The organism is Acidithiobacillus sp. IBUN Pt1247-S3, assembly GCF_041146875.1.
Taxonomy (GTDB): Bacteria; Pseudomonadota; Gammaproteobacteria; order Acidithiobacillales; family Acidithiobacillaceae; genus Igneacidithiobacillus.
In genome coordinates, this window is record NZ_JBFRXP010000001.1 from 20,991 (window position 1) to 38,919 (window position 17,929).

The window sequence follows — 17,929 nt, forward strand, 5'->3', positions numbered from 1 at the left end:
CCATGCCCACGCCCCACGATCTGCTGCCGGATACCCTTCCCACGCTGCCGAAACGGCCACTGGCTGCGCACAAGGGTAGCTTTGGCCACGTCTATGTGCTAGGCGGGGGGCCGGAGATGGGTGGTGCCCTGAGTCTTGCAGCGCTGGCTGCGTACCGTGCGGGTGCCGGATTGGTGACGGGGATCGGTCATCCCGATGCGCGCGCCTATCTTGCCGCCCTTCTGCCCGAGGCCACTTGGATGGATTGGCCGCCGCGCTTTGCCAATCGTTTGTCTGGGCATGCCGTTCTTGCCCTTGGCCCGGGCTTGGGGCAAGGTCTGGCGGCCCATGACCTGGTACGTGAGGCGGCAACGCTGCCGCAACGCCAGATCTGGGATGCCGACGCCCTCAACATCCTCGCCCGTTTTGGGCCGGGGATTTTGCTGGGGCAAGCCGAACGTATTTTCACCCCGCACCCGGGGGAGGCTGCGCGTCTCTTGCATAGCGATACCTCTGCCATCCAGGCTGATCGCGTGGCGAGCATCGCTCAGCTCGTCGCTCGTTATGGCGGGGTCTGGGTACTGAAAGGCGAGGGAACACTGGTTGGTGACGGTAAATTCCTTGGCCGTTGCCCCTGGGGGAATCCCGGCATGGCGACGGGCGGTAGTGGTGATGTTCTTACTGGACTCATCGCTGGCCTTTGGGCGCAGGGTCTCACGGCTATCGAGGCGGCGAGCCTAGGCGTCTGTATCCACGCGCGGGCCGGTGATCTGGCTGCCGCCGAGCTCGGCGAAGCGAGCCTCCTTGCCCGCGATCTCATTACGCAAATCCCAAAAATTTTGCAAAACTGGAGACAGCATTGACGGAAGAAGAACGGCTTCGCGACTGGGACCGGCAGCATTTTTGGCATCCTTTCACGCAGATGTCCTGTTGGGGGGATGACGACCCTTGGATCATTGAGCGCGGCGACGGCAACTATGTCTACGACATCCGCGGACGCAAGGCCCTGGATGCCATCGCCAGCCTCTGGTGCAACGTGCATGGGCATCGGCACCCGCGTCTTGACGCCGCCCTGTGCACGCAACTGGAGCGGGTCGCGCATAGCACGGTCCTGGGCGCCAGCCACCCGCCCGCCATTCGGCTGGCGAAGGCGCTGACGGAGATTGCGCCGCCCGGCTTGCAGCGGGTCTTTTTTTCGGAAGATGGCGCCGAAGCGGTGGAAGTGGCGGTGAAGATTGCCGCGCAATACTGGCAGAATCTGGGCAACAAGAAGAAACGTATCTTCCTCTCGCTGGATGATGCCTATCATGGCGATACCGTCGGTGCCAGTTCGTTGGGAGGCTTTCCGCTTTTTCATGGCGTCTATGGCCACTTGCATTTTCCGGTACACAGGCTGCCCAGCCCCTGGCTGCTGCAAGGGCAGTTGCAGGGCGATGCCGGCGCGGCCTGTGGACAGTGGTTGCAGGCGTTGGAAGAGACCCTGCGGGAGAAATCCGAAGAGATCATCGCTCTGATTCTCGAGGGCGGCGTGCAGGGGGCCGCGGGAATTTTGCCGTATCCCCGTGGAATCCTGGCGGGAGCCGCAGATCTCTGTCGTCGATATGAGGTATTGCTGATTGTCGATGAGGTGGCCAGCGGTTTTGGCCGCAGTGGCACGATGTTCTACTGTGAGCAGGAAGGTATCAGCCCGGACCTGCTGGCGCTAGGCAAGGGGATTAGTGGCGGTTACCTGCCCCTTGCTGCCACTCTGGCGCAGGAACACATCTACGCTGCCTTTCTCGCCCCCTTTGGCGAGGCCAGGCAGTTTTACTATGGCCATACCTACACGGCGAACCCTCTTGCCTGCGCCGTGGCCCTGGAGAATCTGGCATTGTTTGCCGAGAACGACCTCCTTGTCCGCGTGCGCGAACGTGTTGCCCAGTTGCGTGTGGGATTAGACAGATTTGCCTCACTGCCCTACTCGGCAATGCCGAGACAGTTCGGTCTCATGGCGGCCGTCCCCCTGCGCAATCCCCAAACGGGGAGCGTCTACCCCTATGGCGAGCGACGCGAATACGCCGTCTGCCGGCGCGCGCGGGAGGCAGGCGTTTACCTGCGCCCCCTGGGAGACAGCATCGTCCTCGTCCCCCCCCTCGCGGTGACAGCCGCAGAAATAGAACTTATCCTGCAAGTATTGCAAAACAGCATGGCTGAGGAATGTACAGTATGAAAAATATCAGTGGGCTGATGACAACGAACGTGGTCTCCGTGCAAGAGAGCGACGGCGTGGAAGAAGTGGGCAAGAAGATGCTGGCGGCGGGGCATCACAGCCTGCCGGTTGTTGATGGTAGTAGCCGGGTGACGGGTATCATCACCGAACGCGATCTCATCGATGCCCATCGCCAGGTGCATCTACCGACCGTGATTTCCATTCTCGACAGTGTCATTCCCATCTCCGGTATGCATGAATACACCGAGGAACTGCGCAAGGTGACGGCGGTAGACGCACAGGGCTTGGCCACCAAGCGCCATTTGCAATTGGCCCGCCCGGAAGAGAGCGTCGATGCGGTGGCGGATCGTATGTTCGAGCATCATCTGCATGCCCTGCCGGTGGTGGATGCCGACGGCAAGCTCCTCGGTATGGTCAGTCGCTCCGATATTCTGCGAGGGCTGTTGGCCCAGTCATGATCTGGGACTTGCCCACCCTTGCCGCCACTGAGGCCTGGGCAGGTCAGTTTGCGCTGCTAACGCCGGTTCCGGGAATTGTGTACCTACAGGGTGACCTTGGTGCCGGCAAGACGGCCCTGGCGCGCGCCCTGATCCACGCCCTGGGCTATACGGCCGTGGTGCGCAGCCCCACCTACACCCTGGTGGAGGAATACGACACCCCGGCAGGCCTGATCCTGCATTTTGACCTCTATCGTTTGCTCGAGGCAGAAGAGTTGGAATACATCGGCCTGCGCGATTATCTGGAAAAATCCGCCTTATGGCTGGTGGAGTGGCCTGAGCGTGGCTCGGGATATCTCCCCGCGCCCGATTTACGGGTGCAGATGTCTCTTGCAGAAGCTAGTGCCCACAGCTTGCAGGCGCAGGCAGAAAGCGCGCGCGGCGAGGGTTGGCTGACGGCGCTCCCCAGCGTGCTAGAGGAGCGGTGAAGATGACAGAGGCACGACGGCGGGTGCAGGTGATGAGTCCGCAACTTGCGGATCGTATTGCCGCGGGCGAGGTGGTGGAACGTCCGGCCTCGGTGCTCAAGGAACTGGTCGAGAACAGTCTTGATGCTGGCGCGCAACGCATCGATGTGCTCTTGGAAGGGGCCGGCATCGAAGTGCTGGAAGTTCAGGATGATGGCATGGGTATTGAGGCAGAAGATCTGCCCTTGGCGCTTTCCCGTCACGCTACCAGCAAACTCTACGATGACCGCGAGCTGGAACAGATCCACAGCTTTGGCTTTCGCGGTGAGGCCCTGCCCGCCATCGCCTCGGTAGCACGTCTGGAAATTACCAGCCGGGTGGCGGGGGCAAGTGCCGCCCGGCGTCTGCGCTTGGCGGCAGGAATCCTCGAAGAAGATGCCCCGGCAGCGCGGGCGCCGGGCACCACGGTGCGCGTGGAAGACCTGTTCTACAACGTCCCGGCGCGGCGCAAGTTCCTCAAGTCAGCGAGCACGGAGCTAGGACGCATCCAGAAGCTCTGGCGTCAGCTTGCCCTCAGTGCCTTTCCGGTGGATTTGCGCTTGCAGCAGGGAAAACGTCTGCTGGCCCATTATCCCGCAGCCAGAACCGAACTGGATCAGGACGCCCGAGTGGCCGCAATTCTCGGTGATGAATTTCTCCGTAATGCCCTGCGCTTCTCCCAGGAGCATGGCACGTGGCGGATCTGGGGCTGGCTGGGCTTGCCAAGCTTCAATCGCCCGCGCGCCGATGAGCAATACTTTTTCGTCAATGGTCGGGCGGTGCAGGATAGCAGCCTGCGCCACGCCCTGCGGTCTGCCTACGTCGATGTTCTCTTTCAGGATCGCCAACCGGTGGCCGTGTGTTTTTTGGAGCTCCCCAGTGATCTGGTGGATGTAAACGTGCATCCGGCGAAAACGGAAGTCCGCTTTCAGGAGGCGCGGCAGATGCACGATTTTGTCCGCCACAGCCTTGCAGAAATCATCGCCGATCAGGCGCGCCCGCGGGCGCCATCTTTTACGCCAGCGGATACCGGCAAGCTAAGTGCGATTGCGTCTGCCACCGGTTTTTCTGGTTATCAAGCCGGACTACCAGATTTTGCCGCACCCCAGGTGCGGGAGGGCGCGGCAGATGCCTATTGGGAAAAGCTGGTTGCCCCCAGCTATCAACGAGAAACGCCCGCCAACCTTCCATCACCTTCGCCAGACAAAAGCTGGGGGGGCTATCCACTGGGCCGCGCGATCGGCCAGATCCATCAGCGTTTTATCGTTGCCGAAAATGTAGAGGGTATGCTGCTGATCGATCAGCATGCCGCCCACGAGCGGATTCTGTACGAACGTTTCAAGGCGCAGCGCGAGGCCGGACAGCAGCAGACGCTGCTGTTGCCGCTGAGCATTGATCTCAGCCCGGCACAAGCAGATCGGCTGGAAGATCGCAGCGAATTGTTGGATGAAGCGGGTCTGGATTGGTCGCGTAGTGGCCCGACGAGTCTGCGTGTGCATGCCTGTGCTGCGAATTTTCCGCAGTCCGCGATCGCTGATCTGGTTGCCGATTGCCTTGCCGAAGAGCCTTCCTGGCAGGTGGGGCAGGGGGACGAACGTCTGGCAGAAATGGCCTGCCATGCCGCCATCAAGGACCATCATGCCCTGAATCTCGCGGAAATGAATGCCCTTTTGCGTCAGCTCGAGGCAACGCCGCGCTATACCCAATGCAATCACGGTCGTCCCACCATTGTGCAATGGAATCTTGCGGAGCTCGATCGCCTCTTTCTGCGTGGGCGTTAGGGACATGCCTCCCCAGTCTCCTGAACTGCCCACCCTCTTTCTGCAAGGGCCGACGGCTAGTGGCAAGACTGGCCTAGCCTTGCGCTTAGCAGATGTATTTCCGGTGCGCTTGATCAGCGTCGATTCCCTGGCTGTCTATCGGCACTTCGATCTCGGCAGTGCCAAACCGGAAGTGGCGGTGCAGGCGCGATACCCGCACGCCCTGATCGACATTCGCGAGCCAGAGGAGGCGTATTCTGCCGGAGATTTTGCCCGCGATGCGGCGGTGGAAGTCGTTGCCGCCCATGCTGCCGGGCAGATTCCGCTGCTGGTGGGAGGCACGGGTTTGTATTTTCGTGCCCTGGAACGGGGCATTGCCGACTTGCCTGCGGCTGATCTGATGTTCCGTCAGCAGCTCCAGGAGGAGGCTGAGCGCGACGGTTGGCCCGCCTTGCACCAACGTCTGGCAGAACAATGTCCGCAACGCGCCGCCGCTATCCATCCCCACGACGCGCAGCGCATTCAGCGTGCCCTCGAACTCCTCGCGCAAGGCAACGCGACAAGCAGCCCGTGGCGCGGCGGGTTGACCGGGCCCATCTGGAAAATCACGCTGCAACATCCCCGCGCAGAATTACACGCGCGTATCGCGCAAAGGCTGCAAGCGATGTTTACCGCCGGTTTTCGCGAGGAAGCCGAGGCGCTCTTCCCGCGCTACGGTACAGCCGATTATCCCGCCTGTCGTTCGGTGGGTTATCGGCAGCTCTTTGCCTGGCTGGGCGGGGAGTGCTCCTTGCCCGAGGCCGAACAGTCAGCCCTCTACGCCACCCGGCAACTCGCCAAGCGCCAGGAAACCTGGTTTCGTGCCGAGCCCGCAGATTGGCTCCTGCATCCAGAAGACAGCACGCAAGTGCTCCAGATTCTGGCAGAATTGCAGAAGCGATTGCGGGAGAATAACGCTTGAAGATTTGGCACATTGCTGGCTGGGTACTGGCACTATTGTCGCTCGCCGCCTGCGCACCGAGGATGCCGCAGCTCGCGGCGCCGGCCAGTTTGCAGGACTTGCAGCTCAGTACCGGATTGGATTTGCAGAAATCTACGCTCGCTGCTACCGCAACTTGGTGGCAGCCTTTGCTCAATGCCGAGCAACAGAAAATTCTCCAGCTAGCGTTGCACGATAATCCCGATTTGGCAGTGGCCGAGGGTCGGGTGCGCCTGGCGACAGCAGAGTTGCGCGGTGCCGGTGCCGAACTTGCGCCGCAGATCAATGCGGCGGGCCATGTTGGTGTCAGTCGCTGGACGGAAAATCAGTTTTATCTGCCTCCCTATGCGGGAGAAACCTCTTGGAATAATTCACTGAAGCTTGATTTTTCATACAATTTAGACCTTTGGGGTAAAGAAAAAGAGCGCGTAAAAGAAGCGCGATTGCATGTGCAGGTGATGGAAGAAAAACAGCGAGCGGCAACGCTGGTGTTGGAAAATGCCGCCTTGCAGCAGATGCTAGCGATTTCCGGCAATGATGCTGTCCTGACGCAGCTACAACGCGAGCAGCGGATTTTACAGCAAGTCGAGAATATCGAGCGGCAACGCGAGCAGCATGGTCTCAGTGACTCGCTTGTGGCCCTTGGGACCGCCGCTCGCCTGTCCAGCCTGCACCGGGAGATCGACGTGGAAAGGGAAAAACGTCAGAGCAACCGCGAGGCCTTGGCGGTACTTTGTGGGCAGGGCACGCGCCTGCCGATGCCACTGGCTGATGGCGAGATGAATTTGCTCCAGTCGGGTTGGAAAAGCCCAAGGCAAGTACTTGCTGAATGGATCGCGCAGCGGCCCGACGTTCTGGCACGACGCAGTGCCATCGAGGCCGCCGCTGCGGCAGTGCATGTGGCGCGCGATGCCTATTATCCCAATATTAATATTGTCGCCTTTGCCGGAGGTCTAGCGGCCGCCGGTGCTTTGTTTACCTTCTTGCATCCCGGTTCGTTGCAAGCCGGCATCGGGCCGGCCATCAGCCTGCCGCTTTTTACCGGCGGACGTTTGCGCGGAGATTTTGATGCCAGCCAAGCCAATTATCAAATCGCCTTGGCGCAGTATCGCAAAAGCCTTTTGCATGCGTTGCAGCAGGTGGCCGCAGCCCTGACGGCACTGCAAGCCGCGCAACAGGAGCGCGCGAGCCTCAAGCAGCGTGAGGCTGTGTTGCAGCGTACGGAAAAGCTACAGCAGGAGCGTTACCACGCGGGACTGAACAACGCCCTGCCAGTCCTGGAGGCACAACTGCCGGTCATCGATAATCAATTGCAGCAGATACGGCTCAATACCCATGCACAGCAAACTCTGGTCAACCTTTACGCTGCATTGGGGGGGCGGGTGGTGGCCAATACCTGGTCGGACAGCGCAGCGGGCTCATGACGAGCCTTGCCCTTGCTCGCCGCCAGGTCTGGCAGACTTTCTATCGCCAGGACCTACAAACCTGGTTTTTCTGGGGTAAAACCGCTTTTGCGGCGTTGCTCGGATTATGGCTGGCCTACCGTTTTCAATTGGACTCACCCAGTACAGTCGTTATGACAGTTTTTATTGTTATGCAGTCGCGTAACGGCATGGTACTCGCCAAGAGTTTTTATCGCGCGATTGGTACTGTCGTGGGTTCTGTAGTCGCCATACTCCTGGTAGTGGCGTTTCCCGATGCGCGCATGGGTTTTCTTGCCGGTTTGGCCCTTTGGGTAGGTTTTTGTACCGCCGGTGCGCGCTATTTTCGTAATTTTCAGGCCTATGCCTTTGTCCTGGCTGGCTACACTGCCGCTTTGGTCGGATTGCCTGCCGCCCTTGACCCCGGTCATGCCGTTTATATCGGGATTGCGCGCCTGAGTGATGTGATGTTGGGAATCCTCATTGCGTCCGTGGTGAGTGCGGTGGTATTCCCCCAGCCTCTGAGCGAGCTACTGCAAGAGACTGCGAAAAGCCGCCTGGAGCATTTTTTACGCAATACCCTGCGCGTGTTGGATGGCGGTGTGCCGCGCGCCGATTGGACTCTTCTACATTTGGCTGCCACCCAGGAGACTCTGCAACTCGATAGTTATCGTTCCGGTTCCATCTTTGAGAGTGCCGCGGGGCATCGGCAAAATGAACGCGTAGGAGAGATGATTGCCGACATGATGTTTGCCTCTGGCACCCTCTACCTGTTCAATAGCCATGTCCGGCGCCTACGACGGCGGAACCTTGCTAGCGTACGAGACGCTACGAAAGAACTGTTGGATCAGTTGCAAAAGGAATTTCTTGACCTGCAAGATGCCATACAGGAAAGCGATATGGCCCGCGCGCAGCTGCGACTACAAAACGTGCAGGAAGATGTTGTTGCACAACTTGCCCTAATGCGTAGAGATTTGCGTCACCAGCTAGATGACCTCCAGGCCTTGGCCTTGGACAGCTTTATCTTGCTGCTCACTCGCTATTTGGCAGAATTGCGACGTTATCTTGCGAGTTATGCCCGCTTTCTATATCCGCAGGCGGAGGTTGCCCTGTTGCCTCTGCCCATGACCATCGATCAAGTTCGGGACAAGCGCTGGAAGGCAAACTTCGATCGCCCACCAACCGAAATCATCCAGCCGCTGGGTGCCGCCTTGCGCAGTATGGTAGTGTTCGGTTTGGTTGCTTTTTTCTGGTTGCGCACAGGCTGGCCTTCTGGCCCTGCGGCGCTGATCATTGCCGTGGTCATCAGCGCGCTCTTTTCCACTTTTCCCAACCCGGTTGCTGCCGTGCGGCAGATGGGCGTGGGTATTTCGCTCGCGTTTTTTGCGGCATTGTTATTTTCCTTGGAGCTCTTGCCCAGAGTGCAGGGTTTTCCCATGCTCGCGCTGATCCTGCTCCCGTTTTTTCTGATTTCGCCTTGGCTCCTGACCCGAACCCGTTGGGCGGGAACAGCGGCGGGCTTTGGTATCTTCTTCCCGCAGCTGGCTATTCCCAACAATGATGAGGTGTTTGCTTACACCACTATGTTCAATACCGGATTTGCCGAGCTGATTGCGGTGTTTTTGGTTGGGCTTGCGTTTTTTCTAATTTTTCCTACGGGCAACCGCTGGGAACGCAGTCGCCTGTTGGAGCGTTTTCGTGCCTTGGTACGCGAAGTGGCGAGTGCCCCGCTGCCCAATTTGCGCAGTCGCTATGCCGCCGAGAGTCGCGAGTATCTGCGTCTCCTCGCCGCTGACCTTTCCCCGCAGCAGGCGCAGGATGCACAAGTGCTACGCGAGGCGATGCGTCTGAATGAGTTGGCCGAAGGGATACTGCAACTGCGTATTTTGCTGCACGCGCGTGGCGAGGAGGGCGGCGAGCATCCGTTACAGGTCTATGCCGACGAGTATGTCGAGCCGCTCTTGCAGAGCATTCAGCAACGGCACTCTGCTGTCATGACCGCAGACTACCGCAAGCGTTTGCGCGCCATCCTCGATGCGGTACAACATCTCCCGGAAGAAAAAATCGATCCCTCTTTGCATCCAATTTTGCCGCCAGATGCTCTATTTCGCGTCTATGTGCATGTGATCGCCAGCGTTTCTCGACGCCTTTCGACCATCCTGGAGGACAGCGATGCCCGTTGAGATCAGTGTTTTTGGCGCGCTGGTACCAACGCTCTTGCCCATTTTTGCGCTCAGTGTCGCGTTGTATCTGGTGGCGGATAAATTGACGAGCCGTTGGGACCTGGATCGCTGGGTATGGCACCCAGCGCTGTTTCGCCTAGCGCTTTTCGCGTGTGTTTTTGCCCTGTTGGGTTTGGGAGTATATGGATGATTCGTCGCTTGCTGCGCGTGCTCATGACCCTGTTGGTACTGCTGCTGGCAGGATGGTTGGGCTGGCGCCTTTGGCATGCCTACATGGATCGCCCCTGGACTCGGGATGCCGTGGTGCAGGCGCAGATCGCCGAGATTAATGCCGATGTCAGTGGCCGGGTGATCGACCTATACGTCAAGGACAACGAGACGGTGAATGCGGGTGCGCTCCTGTTCCGCGTCGATGCGCGCCGCTATCGCCTGGCGCTAGCCAACGCCCAGGCAGCGCTCGCGGAGGCCAGCGCAAAATTGGCATTGCGCAAAGAGCAGGCGGCGCGGCGTACTGGTTTACCAGCGGATATCGTTTCGGCAGAGGCACGCTCGGATGCCATACTGGCGGTGCGGGTGGCGCAGGCTCAACTGAGTGCGGCCCAGGCGCGGGTCAACTTGGCAGAATATGATTTATCACGCACCGCGGTGCGCGCGCCGGTGGCGGGAATTATTACGCATCTACGCTTACGGGTGGGGGATTATGCGGATACCGGCAAGCCGCTGCTGGCATTGGTAGAGTCGGATAGCTATTGGGTGGATGCCTATTTTGAACAGACCCGTCTGCATGGGGTGCATACCGGCGATCGCGCGCGGATAAAGCTGCTTGGCGCCACAAATGCTTTGCCTGGGATAGTAGAGGGCATTGCGCCCGCAATTGCCGACCGCGAGAGTCGAACCGGCGAGCGCTTGCAAGCAGACGTGCGGGCCAGCTTCAACTGGGTACGTTTGCCGGCACGTATTCCGGTTCGTATTAGATTGCTGCAGAAACCGAAAAATTTGCCGCTGACGGCGGGAATGATTTGTTCCGTGGTAATTGAAGGAAAAAATACTTCGTAGAGATTATGCGGGTTCCATCTCCCGTTTTTGCGTACCAACAGGTATACTGGCCGCATGAATATGCTAGACCGCCTGCAAGATCGCATTGCCTATCGTTTTCAGGACCTCGCTTTATTGCGTCAGGCTCTGACCCATCGTAGCGCCGCGGCGCTACACAATGAACGTTTAGAGTTTCTCGGTGATGCAGCACTGAATTTTGTCGTCGCTGCCCGTTTATATGAACGTTTTCCTAAGGTCAGCGAGGGTGATTTATCGCGCATGCGGGCGCGTTTGGTGCGTGAAGAAACGCTGGCGCAAGTGGCAGAGTCCATTAGTGTGGCAGATGCACTCATCCTTGGCGCCGGGGAATTGCGCAGTGGTGGCGCTCGCCGCGTCTCCATCCGTGCCGATGCAGTAGAGGCCATCCTTGGCGCTGCCTATCTTGATGGTGGTTTTGCCGCCGCGGAAACCATCGTCGATCATCTCATTGTACCGCTGATTACCGATGCTCTGGGGGCGGAAGAGCTGCGCGATCCGAAAACCCGTCTGCAAGAGTTATTGCAAGGTAAAGGGCGCGCATTGCCTTTTTACGAATTGATCGAAGAAAAAGGTCAGGCGCACGAACGGCGCTTCGTGGCGCGCTGTAGCGTCGATGGCACGGCATCTACGGAAGCGGAAGACAGCAGTCGGCGCAAGGCAGAGCAGCAGGCGGCGCAGCTCATGCTTGATCAGTTACAAGGACTGTTGAGTACACAACGCCATGTCGGCTGACGAACCCGCAGTAGTTCATCGTTGTGGCAGTGTCGCGCTGATTGGCCGCCCGAATGTTGGCAAGTCGACTCTGCTTAACCATCTGATCGGGCAAAAAATCAGCATTACCGCACCGCGCCCGCAAACCACCCGCGATCAGATCCTTGGCATCTACACCCGGCCCAACGGCCAGATTCTCTTCCTCGACACCCCTGGGGTGCATCAAGGCTATCGTAGTCTCAACCGCCACATTCTGCGTGCTACGCGCTCGGCCCTGGATGCCGCCGACCTTGGCGTTTTGGTGGTAGAGGCGCCGCTGTGGACAGCCGGCGATGCCGAGGCGCTGCGCTGGTTACAGCAGCGGGAATTGCCGCTGATTCTGGTGGCTAATAAAATTGATCGGATTGCGCAAAAAGAGCGCTTGCTTCCCTATTTGCAAGAGTTGGGCAAGCAGGCCAGGTTTGTCGAGATCATCCCCATGAGCGCCCGTCGACCGGACGACGTCGAGCATCTGGCGGATGTCATATTGCCCCTCCTGCCCGAGGGTCCGGCGCAGTATGCCGAAGACGAGGTAACCGACCGGCAGATGCGTTTTCTTGCTGCTGAGGCCGTGCGTGAGCAGATTTTTCGCCAACTCAGTGCCGAACTCCCGTACGAGACTGCCGTGGCCATCGAAAAGTACAGCATCGCAGCGGATGGCCGTCATGAAATCGAGGCAACCATTTATTGTCGCCGACCAGGACAAAAGGCCATTCTCCTGGGTGAAAAAGGACAGCGCCTGAAGCACATTGGCACGCGGGCGCGGGAGAGCATCGCTCAGCAGACCGGAGCGCGGGTATGGCTGGGGCTGTGGGTAAAAGAGCGCGAAGACTGGGATCGCCAGCCCGGTATTCTGCGCGACATGGGTTATGGAGCGTAATCACGGCGAGCGGGTCTGGGTACTGCATCATCACCCTTTTGGCGACGGTAGCCTGATTCTCGAATTGTTTACGGAGCATCATGGCCGTCTGGGAGTCCTGGCGCGGGGGAAACGCCGCAGTGGGCGCTTGGAGGCTGGGCGCCCTTACTGGGTGCGCTGGGCTGGCCACGGTGAACTCCCAGTTTTGCAGGGCGCAGAAGAGCTTCCCAGTCCATTGACGCATTGTCCTGTACCGGCACTCTTGCTCTTCTACCTGAATGAACTCTTGCTACGTCTGACCGAACGTGCCGACCCACAGGCAGAGATCTTTGTAGAATACTCTCGTACGTTGCACGCCTTGGCGCAGGGGACGGAGGAATATTGGCTCTTGCGGCGTTTTGAACGTCGTTTGCTGGAGGCCCTGGGCTGGGCGGCGGATCTCGCGTACTGCGCCCATTGCGGCATCCCCCTCACGGACGCGGAATCCTATGCCAGTGCTGGCGCGGGCATGTTTTGCTCCCTGCACCGGCCAGCACTGGCGCAGCCGCTTCCTTTGGCGGCGCTGACCTGGCTCGCCAGTGACATGCAATCGGCACCTGAGCGAGCCTTGTGGGGGGAGTTGCGCGCTTATTTGGCTGGAGAGCTGGATCAGACCCTGGCCGGACGGCCACTGGAGAGCCGTCGCCTACTTGCGGCATACTTGCAGCGCCGGCGGGGCAGTAATGGAGGGACGGGAGCCAGATGATAGCCTTGGGTGTAAATATTGATCATGTCGCCACCTTGCGCCAGGCGCGCGGTACGCGCTACCCCGATCCCCTAGAGGCAGCATTTGTGGCAGAACGCGCTGGTGCCGACGCCATCACTGCACATTTGCGGGAAGATCGCCGCCATATTCAGGAACGCGACGTGGAGTTATTGCAGCAGACGCTGCGTACCCGCCTCAACCTGGAAATGGCGGTCAACGAGGATGTGCTGGCGATTGCCGAGCGTTTGCGGCCCAGCGACTGTTGTTTGGTACCCGAGCGTCGCGCTGAGCTTACTACGGAAGGTGGTTTGGACGTGGTCGGACAACAGGCGCGGGTGCGTGCAGCAAGCGAGCGTCTGAGCGCAGCGGGGGTGCGCGTTTCCTTGTTTATTGATCCTGACCCCAAGCAAATTGAGGCAGCCGCAGCTACGGGCGCGCCGGTCATCGAGCTGCACACCGGAAGCTACGCCAATGCGCGCAGTCGTGCGGAGTTGCTGACGCAATTGAAATTGCTTGGCTCGGCGGCACGACTGGCGCAGAGTCTTGGTTTGCAAGTCAATGCTGGGCATGGTCTCGACTACACCAATGTGGAAGCCATTGCGGCAATCCCGGAAATAGAGGAGCTCAATATCGGACATGCGATTGTTGCGCATGCCATCTTTCATGGTCTGGAAAGTGCGGTACGCGAAATGAAACGCTTGATGCGGCAGGCACGCCATTGATTGTTGGTTTAGGCACGGATCTGGTCTCTGTTGAGCGCATGTCGGGGTTGCTGGAGCGTTGGGGGGAGCGGCTCCTGCAACGCGTTTTGGGCGAGCAGGAGCAAGCGGAGTTTCCATCAGCGCAGGGGGCCGCCTTTCTCGCGCGTCGTTTTGCTGCCAAAGAGGCAACATTGAAGGCGCTGGGCACCGGCTTGCGCAACGGGATCTCCTGGGGAGAAATTCAGGTAAGCCACGATAGCCTCGGCCGCCCAGAGCTGGTTTTGTGTGGTGCGGCGCAAGCGCGCCTTGAGCAGTGTGCCCGGCAGCCACGCTTGTGGCTGAGTTTGAGTGATGAACATCAGTACGCCACGGCCACGGTAGTCATCGAAGAGCTGGTCAGCGAAGCAGTGGGGAGAGAGCGATGAAAATAACGGTGGTTGGTACAGGATATGTTGGGCTGGTCACGGGTGCTTGTTTGGCTCAGGTCGGTAATCAGGTCCTTTGCATCGATATTGATGCTGAAAAGGTGGCGCGTTTACAGGCAGGAGAAATCCCGATCCATGAACCGGATCTGCCGGAGGTGGTGCGCAGCGGCATCGACGGTGGGCGCCTGCACTTCAGTACCGATATTGCCGAGGGCGTGGCGCATGGCGAGTTCCTCTTCATTGCCGTTGGCACGCCTCCCGATGAAGACGGCTCTGCAGATTTGCGCTACGTGCTCCAGGTGGCGGCAGACATCGGCAAACATCTCGACCAGCCGCGTATCATCATCAACAAATCGACCGTCCCGGTGGGTACGGCGCAAAAGGTGCGCGCCGCCATTCAGCGGGAGCTGGATATACGGGGGGTGGAGTTCGCCTTTTCGGTGGTCTCCAACCCGGAGTTTCTCAAAGAAGGGGCAGCGGTCGGTGACTTCATGAAGCCGGATCGCATCATTGTGGGCACCGATGATGAACAGGTGGCGCAGCGCATGCGTGATCTCTACGCGCCCTTCAACCGTAATCACGATCGCGTCCTGGTGATGGATCTTCCCTCGGCCGAGCTGACCAAATATGCGGCCAATGTCTTGCTCGCGACCAAAATCTCTTTCATGAACGAGTTGGCGGGTCTGGCGGAACGCCTGGGGGCAGATATCGAGCACGTGCGGATCGGCATTGGTTCCGATCCGCGCATTGGTTTTGATTTTATTTATCCTGGTTGTGGCTATGGCGGTTCCTGTTTTCCCAAGGATGTCCGCGCCTTGGAACACATGGCGCGGGAGTTGGGTTTTGATGCGTCGCTGATTCGTGCCGTGGAAAGCGTCAACAATGCACAAAAGCAGGTGCTTGAGCGTAAGCTGGTAGCGGAGTTCGGAGAGGATCTGCATGGCAAGCGCATTGCCATCTGGGGGCTCGCCTTCAAGCCCAACACCGACGACATGCGCGAGGCACCCAGCCGCACCCTGATCGACGGTCTGCGTCGTCGCGGTGGCGAAATTCGGGCGTATGATCCGGTAGCTATGGAAGAGGCGCGGCGTGTCTATGGCAGCGCGAGCGATCTGCAACTCTGTAACGATCCCTATGAGGCCTGTGACGGGGCGGATGCCTTGGTGATCTGCACCGAGTGGCAGATCTTCCGCAGCCCGGATTTTGCCGAACTCCGACGGCGCTTGCGCCATCCCTTGATCATCGATGGTCGTAACCTCTACGATCCACGTTTACCGCAAGCTGCAGGACTGCAATATCGTGCCATCGGACGTCCATGATTCTCTAGATCACCTATCCCGGGCGCGCGTTGCCGTACTCGGCGACGTGATGCTTGACCGCTACTGGTTTGGTCGCGTTGAGCGCATTTCTCCCGAGGCTCCGGTGCCAGTGGTGCAGGTGGGGCGCGAAGAGGAACGGCCCGGAGGGGCCGCCAATGTTGCCCTCAATATCGCAGCGCTGGGTGCCCATTGTCGCCTGCGCGCACCTGTGGGTCGGGACAGTGCGGGTGGGAGCCTCGCTGCGCTACTGCAGAAGGCTGGGGTAGAAACCAGTTTTTTGCTGTTGGACCAGCTCCCTACCACCGTCAAACTGCGCGTCATCGGGCATCAGCAACAGTTGCTGCGCCTGGATTTTGAAGAGCGGCCTGATGATGAGGCCGTGCGCGATCTGTTGCAGGCGGGGGAGGATTTTTTTGCGGGTACGGCGGCATTGTTGCTCTCGGATTATGGCAAGGGTGCAGTCCAGAGTCCGCAGACCTGGATTCGTTTGGCGCGCGAACACCAGATTCCGGTATTGATCGACCCGAAGGGACGAGATTACGAGCGCTATTCGGGTGCCACCCTGATTACTCCCAATAAGAGCGAGTTTCAGGCTGTGGTCGGTGGCTGGCGTTCGGAGGAAGAGTTTCGTGTGCTGGGAGAGCGTTGGCGCAAGACCTGGCAACTGGAAGCCCTGTTGGTGACCCGGGGCGAGGAGGGCATGACCCTCTTTCTGGCGGATGGCATCCACCATCACCCGGCCCAGGCGCGCGAGGTTTTTGACGTGACCGGCGCTGGCGATACCGTAATTGCCACCATTGCCACGGCGGTGGCGGCGGGCTGGCCCTTGGATCGGGCGGTAGAGCTGGGCAATCGCGCCGCTGGCATCGTCGTCGGCAAGTTGGGGGCAGCGACGGTGTCGCGGGAAGAACTGGCGGCCGCCAGCGACGGTACAAATGGCTGAGCTGGCATCCTCGGTAAGTGAGGAGGCGCAGGAGCATCGCTTGCCGGTGCCGCGCTTGCTGGCGCGGCGTATGGGCAAGGCCATTCAGGAGTATCGCATGATACGGCCTGGAGATCGGGTGCTGTTGGCCTTGTCCGGTGGCAAGGATTCCCTGAGCATGTTGGCGCTGCTTGCGGAAATGCAGCGGCATAGCCCGCTGCAATTCGATCTCGGCGTTGCTACCGTCGATCCCCAGAGTCCGGACTTTGATCCCGAGCCCCTGGGTGCGCACGTGCACGGCCTCGGCTTGCCCTGGTTTTGGGAGCGGCAGGATATCTTTGGACGGGCACAGAAACATCTAGGACGTCCGTCCTATTGCAGTTTTTGCGCGCGTATGCGCCGCGGCGTGCTCTATGCCTGCGCGCGGCGCGAGGGCTACAACGTTATTGCTCTCGGCCAGCACCTGGATGATTTTGCGGAAAGTTTTTTTATGTCTATGTTTTACAATGGAGAATTGCGCACTATGAAGGCGCATTACGCGGTGCGCGAAGGGGATCTGCGGGTAATTCGCCCGCTGGTATATTGCCGCGAGCGTCAGACCAGCGCCTATGCCGAGGGCCAAGCTCTACCCATCATTATCGAAAATTGCCCTGCCTGTTTTCGTCATCCAACCGAGCGTCAGCGCATGAAAGAATTGCTTGCTGCGCAAGAAGAGCGCGATCCGCGTTTGTTCAAACAGTTGTTGCGAGCCATGCAGCCGCTCATGGCGCGGGAGCTGCCAGCGTGAGCGAAGAAAACACGGATTTTTTGCAGAGCTTTTATTGGGAAAGCCTGCCCCTACGGGGTGCGCGTTGTCGTGTCGATACCATTTTTCAGCGGGTAGTGCGGGATTTGTCTGGACCCTCCGAATTACGGCAGCTGCTGGGAGAAATCCTGGTCGGCCTGGCCCTCATTTCGAGCACGCAGAAGCATTTTGAACGGCTTATTCTGCAGGCCCAGAGCCAGGGTAGTTTGCAACTCTTGGTGGCAGAGATGATGGCTAGTGGCGGCATGCGCGCCTACGCACGCTGGCGTGGGGAAGAGGAAAGCCTTGATCTGGCTGCCTTGCCCGAGGCCTTGTTGGCGCTGACCGCGGATATGGGTATGGATCGCGACCGCTATCAGGGGTTGATTCAGTTGCGCAACACGTTAACGCAATCCTTGGAAGCATATTTCGCAGAATCGGTACAATCGCCCGCTTGGTTTCGTTTGGTGGTCGACAGCGAACAGGGACTTGCCGGAGGATATTTTTTGCAACGCCTACCGGGCATTCTCACCCCGGAAGAATGGGAAACGGCCACCAGTTTCCTCGCCGTGGGGTCGGACCGATCGTTATTGTTGGCGCGACCCGAGCAGTTCTTGCCCGAAATTTTCCCAAGTGTAGGTGTGCGCCTGCGCGACCCGGAGGCGCTACATTTTCAGTGCAGCTGTTCGCGGGAGCGAGTGGAGCGCATGCTCGTGGCGTTGGGGGAGCTAGAAGTGGAGGAAACACTGGCGGCCGAGGGACAAGTGGAAGTCACCTGCGAGTATTGCCAGAAGGTGTATCGCCTCGATGCAGCTGCCGTTGCCGCGCTTTTTGCGTCGGGCAAGGCGCTGCACTAAACCGCGACAGTATTTCTCC

The 17,929-nt window shown here is 59.4% G+C and carries 19 protein-coding genes; all 19 read left to right on the forward strand.

The window, feature by feature from the left end; all coding sequences use genetic code 11:
• The first annotated feature begins 2 nt into the window (after nucleotides 1-2).
• From AB4090_RS00110 to AB4090_RS00200, 19 genes are read left to right on the forward strand one after another with little or no spacing between them, the layout of a single operon-like run.
• The gene (locus tag AB4090_RS00110; RefSeq protein ID WP_369571818.1) at nucleotides 3-842 is read left to right on the forward strand and encodes an NAD(P)H-hydrate dehydratase; all 840 of its coding nucleotides are present in this window, start codon (nucleotides 3-5) and stop codon (nucleotides 840-842) included.
• Nucleotides 839-2,188 carry an adenosylmethionine--8-amino-7-oxononanoate transaminase gene (gene bioA / locus AB4090_RS00115; protein WP_369571819.1) on the forward strand — a complete coding sequence of 450 codons (1,350 nt, stop codon included), beginning with the start codon at nucleotides 839-841 and terminating at the stop codon, nucleotides 2,186-2,188. The genes AB4090_RS00110 and bioA overlap by 4 nt, the downstream gene beginning before the upstream one ends.
• Entirely contained in the window at nucleotides 2,185-2,646 is a 462-nt protein-coding gene (locus AB4090_RS00120) for a CBS domain-containing protein (protein WP_369571820.1), read from the forward strand. The genes bioA and AB4090_RS00120 overlap by 4 nt, the downstream gene beginning before the upstream one ends.
• Entirely contained in the window at nucleotides 2,643-3,113 is a 471-nt protein-coding gene (gene tsaE / locus AB4090_RS00125) for a tRNA (adenosine(37)-N6)-threonylcarbamoyltransferase complex ATPase subunit type 1 TsaE (RefSeq protein ID WP_369571821.1), read from the forward strand. The genes AB4090_RS00120 and tsaE overlap by 4 nt, the downstream gene beginning before the upstream one ends.
• Before the next feature lie 2 nt (nucleotides 3,114-3,115).
• A complete protein-coding gene (gene mutL, locus AB4090_RS00130; RefSeq protein WP_369571822.1) occupies nucleotides 3,116-4,912 on the forward strand; it encodes a DNA mismatch repair endonuclease MutL in 1,797 nt (598 codons plus the stop codon).
• A 4-nt stretch (nucleotides 4,913-4,916) separates the two neighbouring features.
• Entirely contained in the window at nucleotides 4,917-5,852 is a 936-nt protein-coding gene (gene miaA, locus AB4090_RS00135) for a tRNA (adenosine(37)-N6)-dimethylallyltransferase MiaA (protein ID WP_369571823.1), read from the forward strand.
• Complete coding sequence (locus tag AB4090_RS00140) at nucleotides 5,849-7,294, forward strand: efflux transporter outer membrane subunit (RefSeq protein ID WP_369571824.1); 1,446 nt, start codon at nucleotides 5,849-5,851, stop codon at nucleotides 7,292-7,294. Before miaA ends, AB4090_RS00140 begins: the two co-directional genes overlap by 4 nt.
• Nucleotides 7,291-9,474: an FUSC family protein gene (locus tag AB4090_RS00145; RefSeq protein WP_369571825.1), complete on the forward strand. Its 2,184-nt coding sequence runs from the start codon at nucleotides 7,291-7,293 to the stop codon at nucleotides 9,472-9,474. The genes AB4090_RS00140 and AB4090_RS00145 overlap by 4 nt, the downstream gene beginning before the upstream one ends.
• On the forward strand, nucleotides 9,464-9,664 hold the full coding sequence (locus AB4090_RS00150) for a DUF1656 domain-containing protein (protein ID WP_369571826.1): 201 nt from the start codon (nucleotides 9,464-9,466) through the stop codon (nucleotides 9,662-9,664). The genes AB4090_RS00145 and AB4090_RS00150 overlap by 11 nt, the downstream gene beginning before the upstream one ends.
• The gene (locus AB4090_RS00155; protein WP_369571827.1) at nucleotides 9,661-10,530 is read left to right on the forward strand and encodes an efflux RND transporter periplasmic adaptor subunit; all 870 of its coding nucleotides are present in this window, start codon (nucleotides 9,661-9,663) and stop codon (nucleotides 10,528-10,530) included. The genes AB4090_RS00150 and AB4090_RS00155 overlap by 4 nt, the downstream gene beginning before the upstream one ends.
• Nucleotides 10,531-10,584: 54 nt before the next feature.
• A complete protein-coding gene (gene rnc, locus AB4090_RS00160; protein ID WP_369571828.1) occupies nucleotides 10,585-11,280 on the forward strand; it encodes a ribonuclease III in 696 nt (231 codons plus the stop codon).
• Nucleotides 11,270-12,178, forward strand: coding sequence for a GTPase Era (gene era / locus AB4090_RS00165; RefSeq protein WP_369571829.1), 909 nt, complete (start codon nucleotides 11,270-11,272; stop codon nucleotides 12,176-12,178). The genes rnc and era overlap by 11 nt, the downstream gene beginning before the upstream one ends.
• Nucleotides 12,168-12,902, forward strand: coding sequence for a DNA repair protein RecO (recO, locus tag AB4090_RS00170; RefSeq protein WP_369571830.1), 735 nt, complete (start codon nucleotides 12,168-12,170; stop codon nucleotides 12,900-12,902). The genes era and recO overlap by 11 nt, the downstream gene beginning before the upstream one ends.
• The gene (gene pdxJ, locus AB4090_RS00175; RefSeq protein ID WP_369571831.1) at nucleotides 12,899-13,624 is read left to right on the forward strand and encodes a pyridoxine 5'-phosphate synthase; all 726 of its coding nucleotides are present in this window, start codon (nucleotides 12,899-12,901) and stop codon (nucleotides 13,622-13,624) included. The genes recO and pdxJ overlap by 4 nt, the downstream gene beginning before the upstream one ends.
• A complete protein-coding gene (acpS, locus tag AB4090_RS00180) occupies nucleotides 13,621-14,028 on the forward strand; it encodes a holo-ACP synthase (RefSeq protein ID WP_369571832.1) in 408 nt (135 codons plus the stop codon). The genes pdxJ and acpS overlap by 4 nt, the downstream gene beginning before the upstream one ends.
• A complete protein-coding gene (locus tag AB4090_RS00185) occupies nucleotides 14,025-15,347 on the forward strand; it encodes a UDP-glucose/GDP-mannose dehydrogenase family protein (RefSeq protein WP_369571833.1) in 1,323 nt (440 codons plus the stop codon). Before acpS ends, AB4090_RS00185 begins: the two co-directional genes overlap by 4 nt.
• Nucleotides 15,328-16,290 (forward strand): D-glycero-beta-D-manno-heptose-7-phosphate kinase, encoded by a 963-nt coding sequence (gene rfaE1 / locus AB4090_RS00190; RefSeq protein WP_369571834.1) that lies wholly within the window; start codon nucleotides 15,328-15,330, stop codon nucleotides 16,288-16,290. The genes AB4090_RS00185 and rfaE1 overlap by 20 nt, the downstream gene beginning before the upstream one ends.
• Entirely contained in the window at nucleotides 16,283-17,056 is a 774-nt protein-coding gene (locus tag AB4090_RS00195) for an ATP-binding protein (RefSeq protein ID WP_369571835.1), read from the forward strand. The genes rfaE1 and AB4090_RS00195 overlap by 8 nt, the downstream gene beginning before the upstream one ends.
• A complete protein-coding gene (locus tag AB4090_RS00200) occupies nucleotides 17,053-17,910 on the forward strand; it encodes an Hsp33 family molecular chaperone HslO (RefSeq protein ID WP_369571836.1) in 858 nt (285 codons plus the stop codon). Before AB4090_RS00195 ends, AB4090_RS00200 begins: the two co-directional genes overlap by 4 nt.
• The last annotated feature ends 19 nt before the right edge of the window (nucleotides 17,911-17,929 follow it).

Excerpts from the sequence above, each read along its gene's own strand:
- AB4090_RS00110 (WP_369571818.1), top strand. The coding sequence starts at position 3 with ATGCCCACGCCCCACGATCTGCTGCCGGATACCCTTCCCACGCTGCCG.
- AB4090_RS00120 (WP_369571820.1), top strand. The coding sequence starts at position 2,185 with ATGAAAAATATCAGTGGGCTGATGACAACGAACGTGGTCTCCGTGCAA.
- tsaE (WP_369571821.1), top strand. The coding sequence starts at position 2,643 with ATGATCTGGGACTTGCCCACCCTTGCCGCCACTGAGGCCTGGGCAGGT.
- mutL (WP_369571822.1), top strand. The coding sequence starts at position 3,116 with ATGACAGAGGCACGACGGCGGGTGCAGGTGATGAGTCCGCAACTTGCG.
- miaA (WP_369571823.1), top strand. The coding sequence starts at position 4,917 with ATGCCTCCCCAGTCTCCTGAACTGCCCACCCTCTTTCTGCAAGGGCCG.
- AB4090_RS00145 (WP_369571825.1), top strand. The coding sequence starts at position 7,291 with ATGACGAGCCTTGCCCTTGCTCGCCGCCAGGTCTGGCAGACTTTCTAT.
- AB4090_RS00150 (WP_369571826.1), top strand. The coding sequence starts at position 9,464 with ATGCCCGTTGAGATCAGTGTTTTTGGCGCGCTGGTACCAACGCTCTTG.
- AB4090_RS00155 (WP_369571827.1), top strand. The coding sequence starts at position 9,661 with ATGATTCGTCGCTTGCTGCGCGTGCTCATGACCCTGTTGGTACTGCTG.
- rnc (WP_369571828.1), top strand. The coding sequence starts at position 10,585 with ATGAATATGCTAGACCGCCTGCAAGATCGCATTGCCTATCGTTTTCAG.
- era (WP_369571829.1), top strand. The coding sequence starts at position 11,270 with ATGTCGGCTGACGAACCCGCAGTAGTTCATCGTTGTGGCAGTGTCGCG.
- recO (WP_369571830.1), top strand. The coding sequence starts at position 12,168 with ATGGAGCGTAATCACGGCGAGCGGGTCTGGGTACTGCATCATCACCCT.
- pdxJ (WP_369571831.1), top strand. The coding sequence starts at position 12,899 with ATGATAGCCTTGGGTGTAAATATTGATCATGTCGCCACCTTGCGCCAG.
- AB4090_RS00185 (WP_369571833.1), top strand. The coding sequence starts at position 14,025 with ATGAAAATAACGGTGGTTGGTACAGGATATGTTGGGCTGGTCACGGGT.
- AB4090_RS00195 (WP_369571835.1), top strand. The coding sequence starts at position 16,283 with ATGGCTGAGCTGGCATCCTCGGTAAGTGAGGAGGCGCAGGAGCATCGC.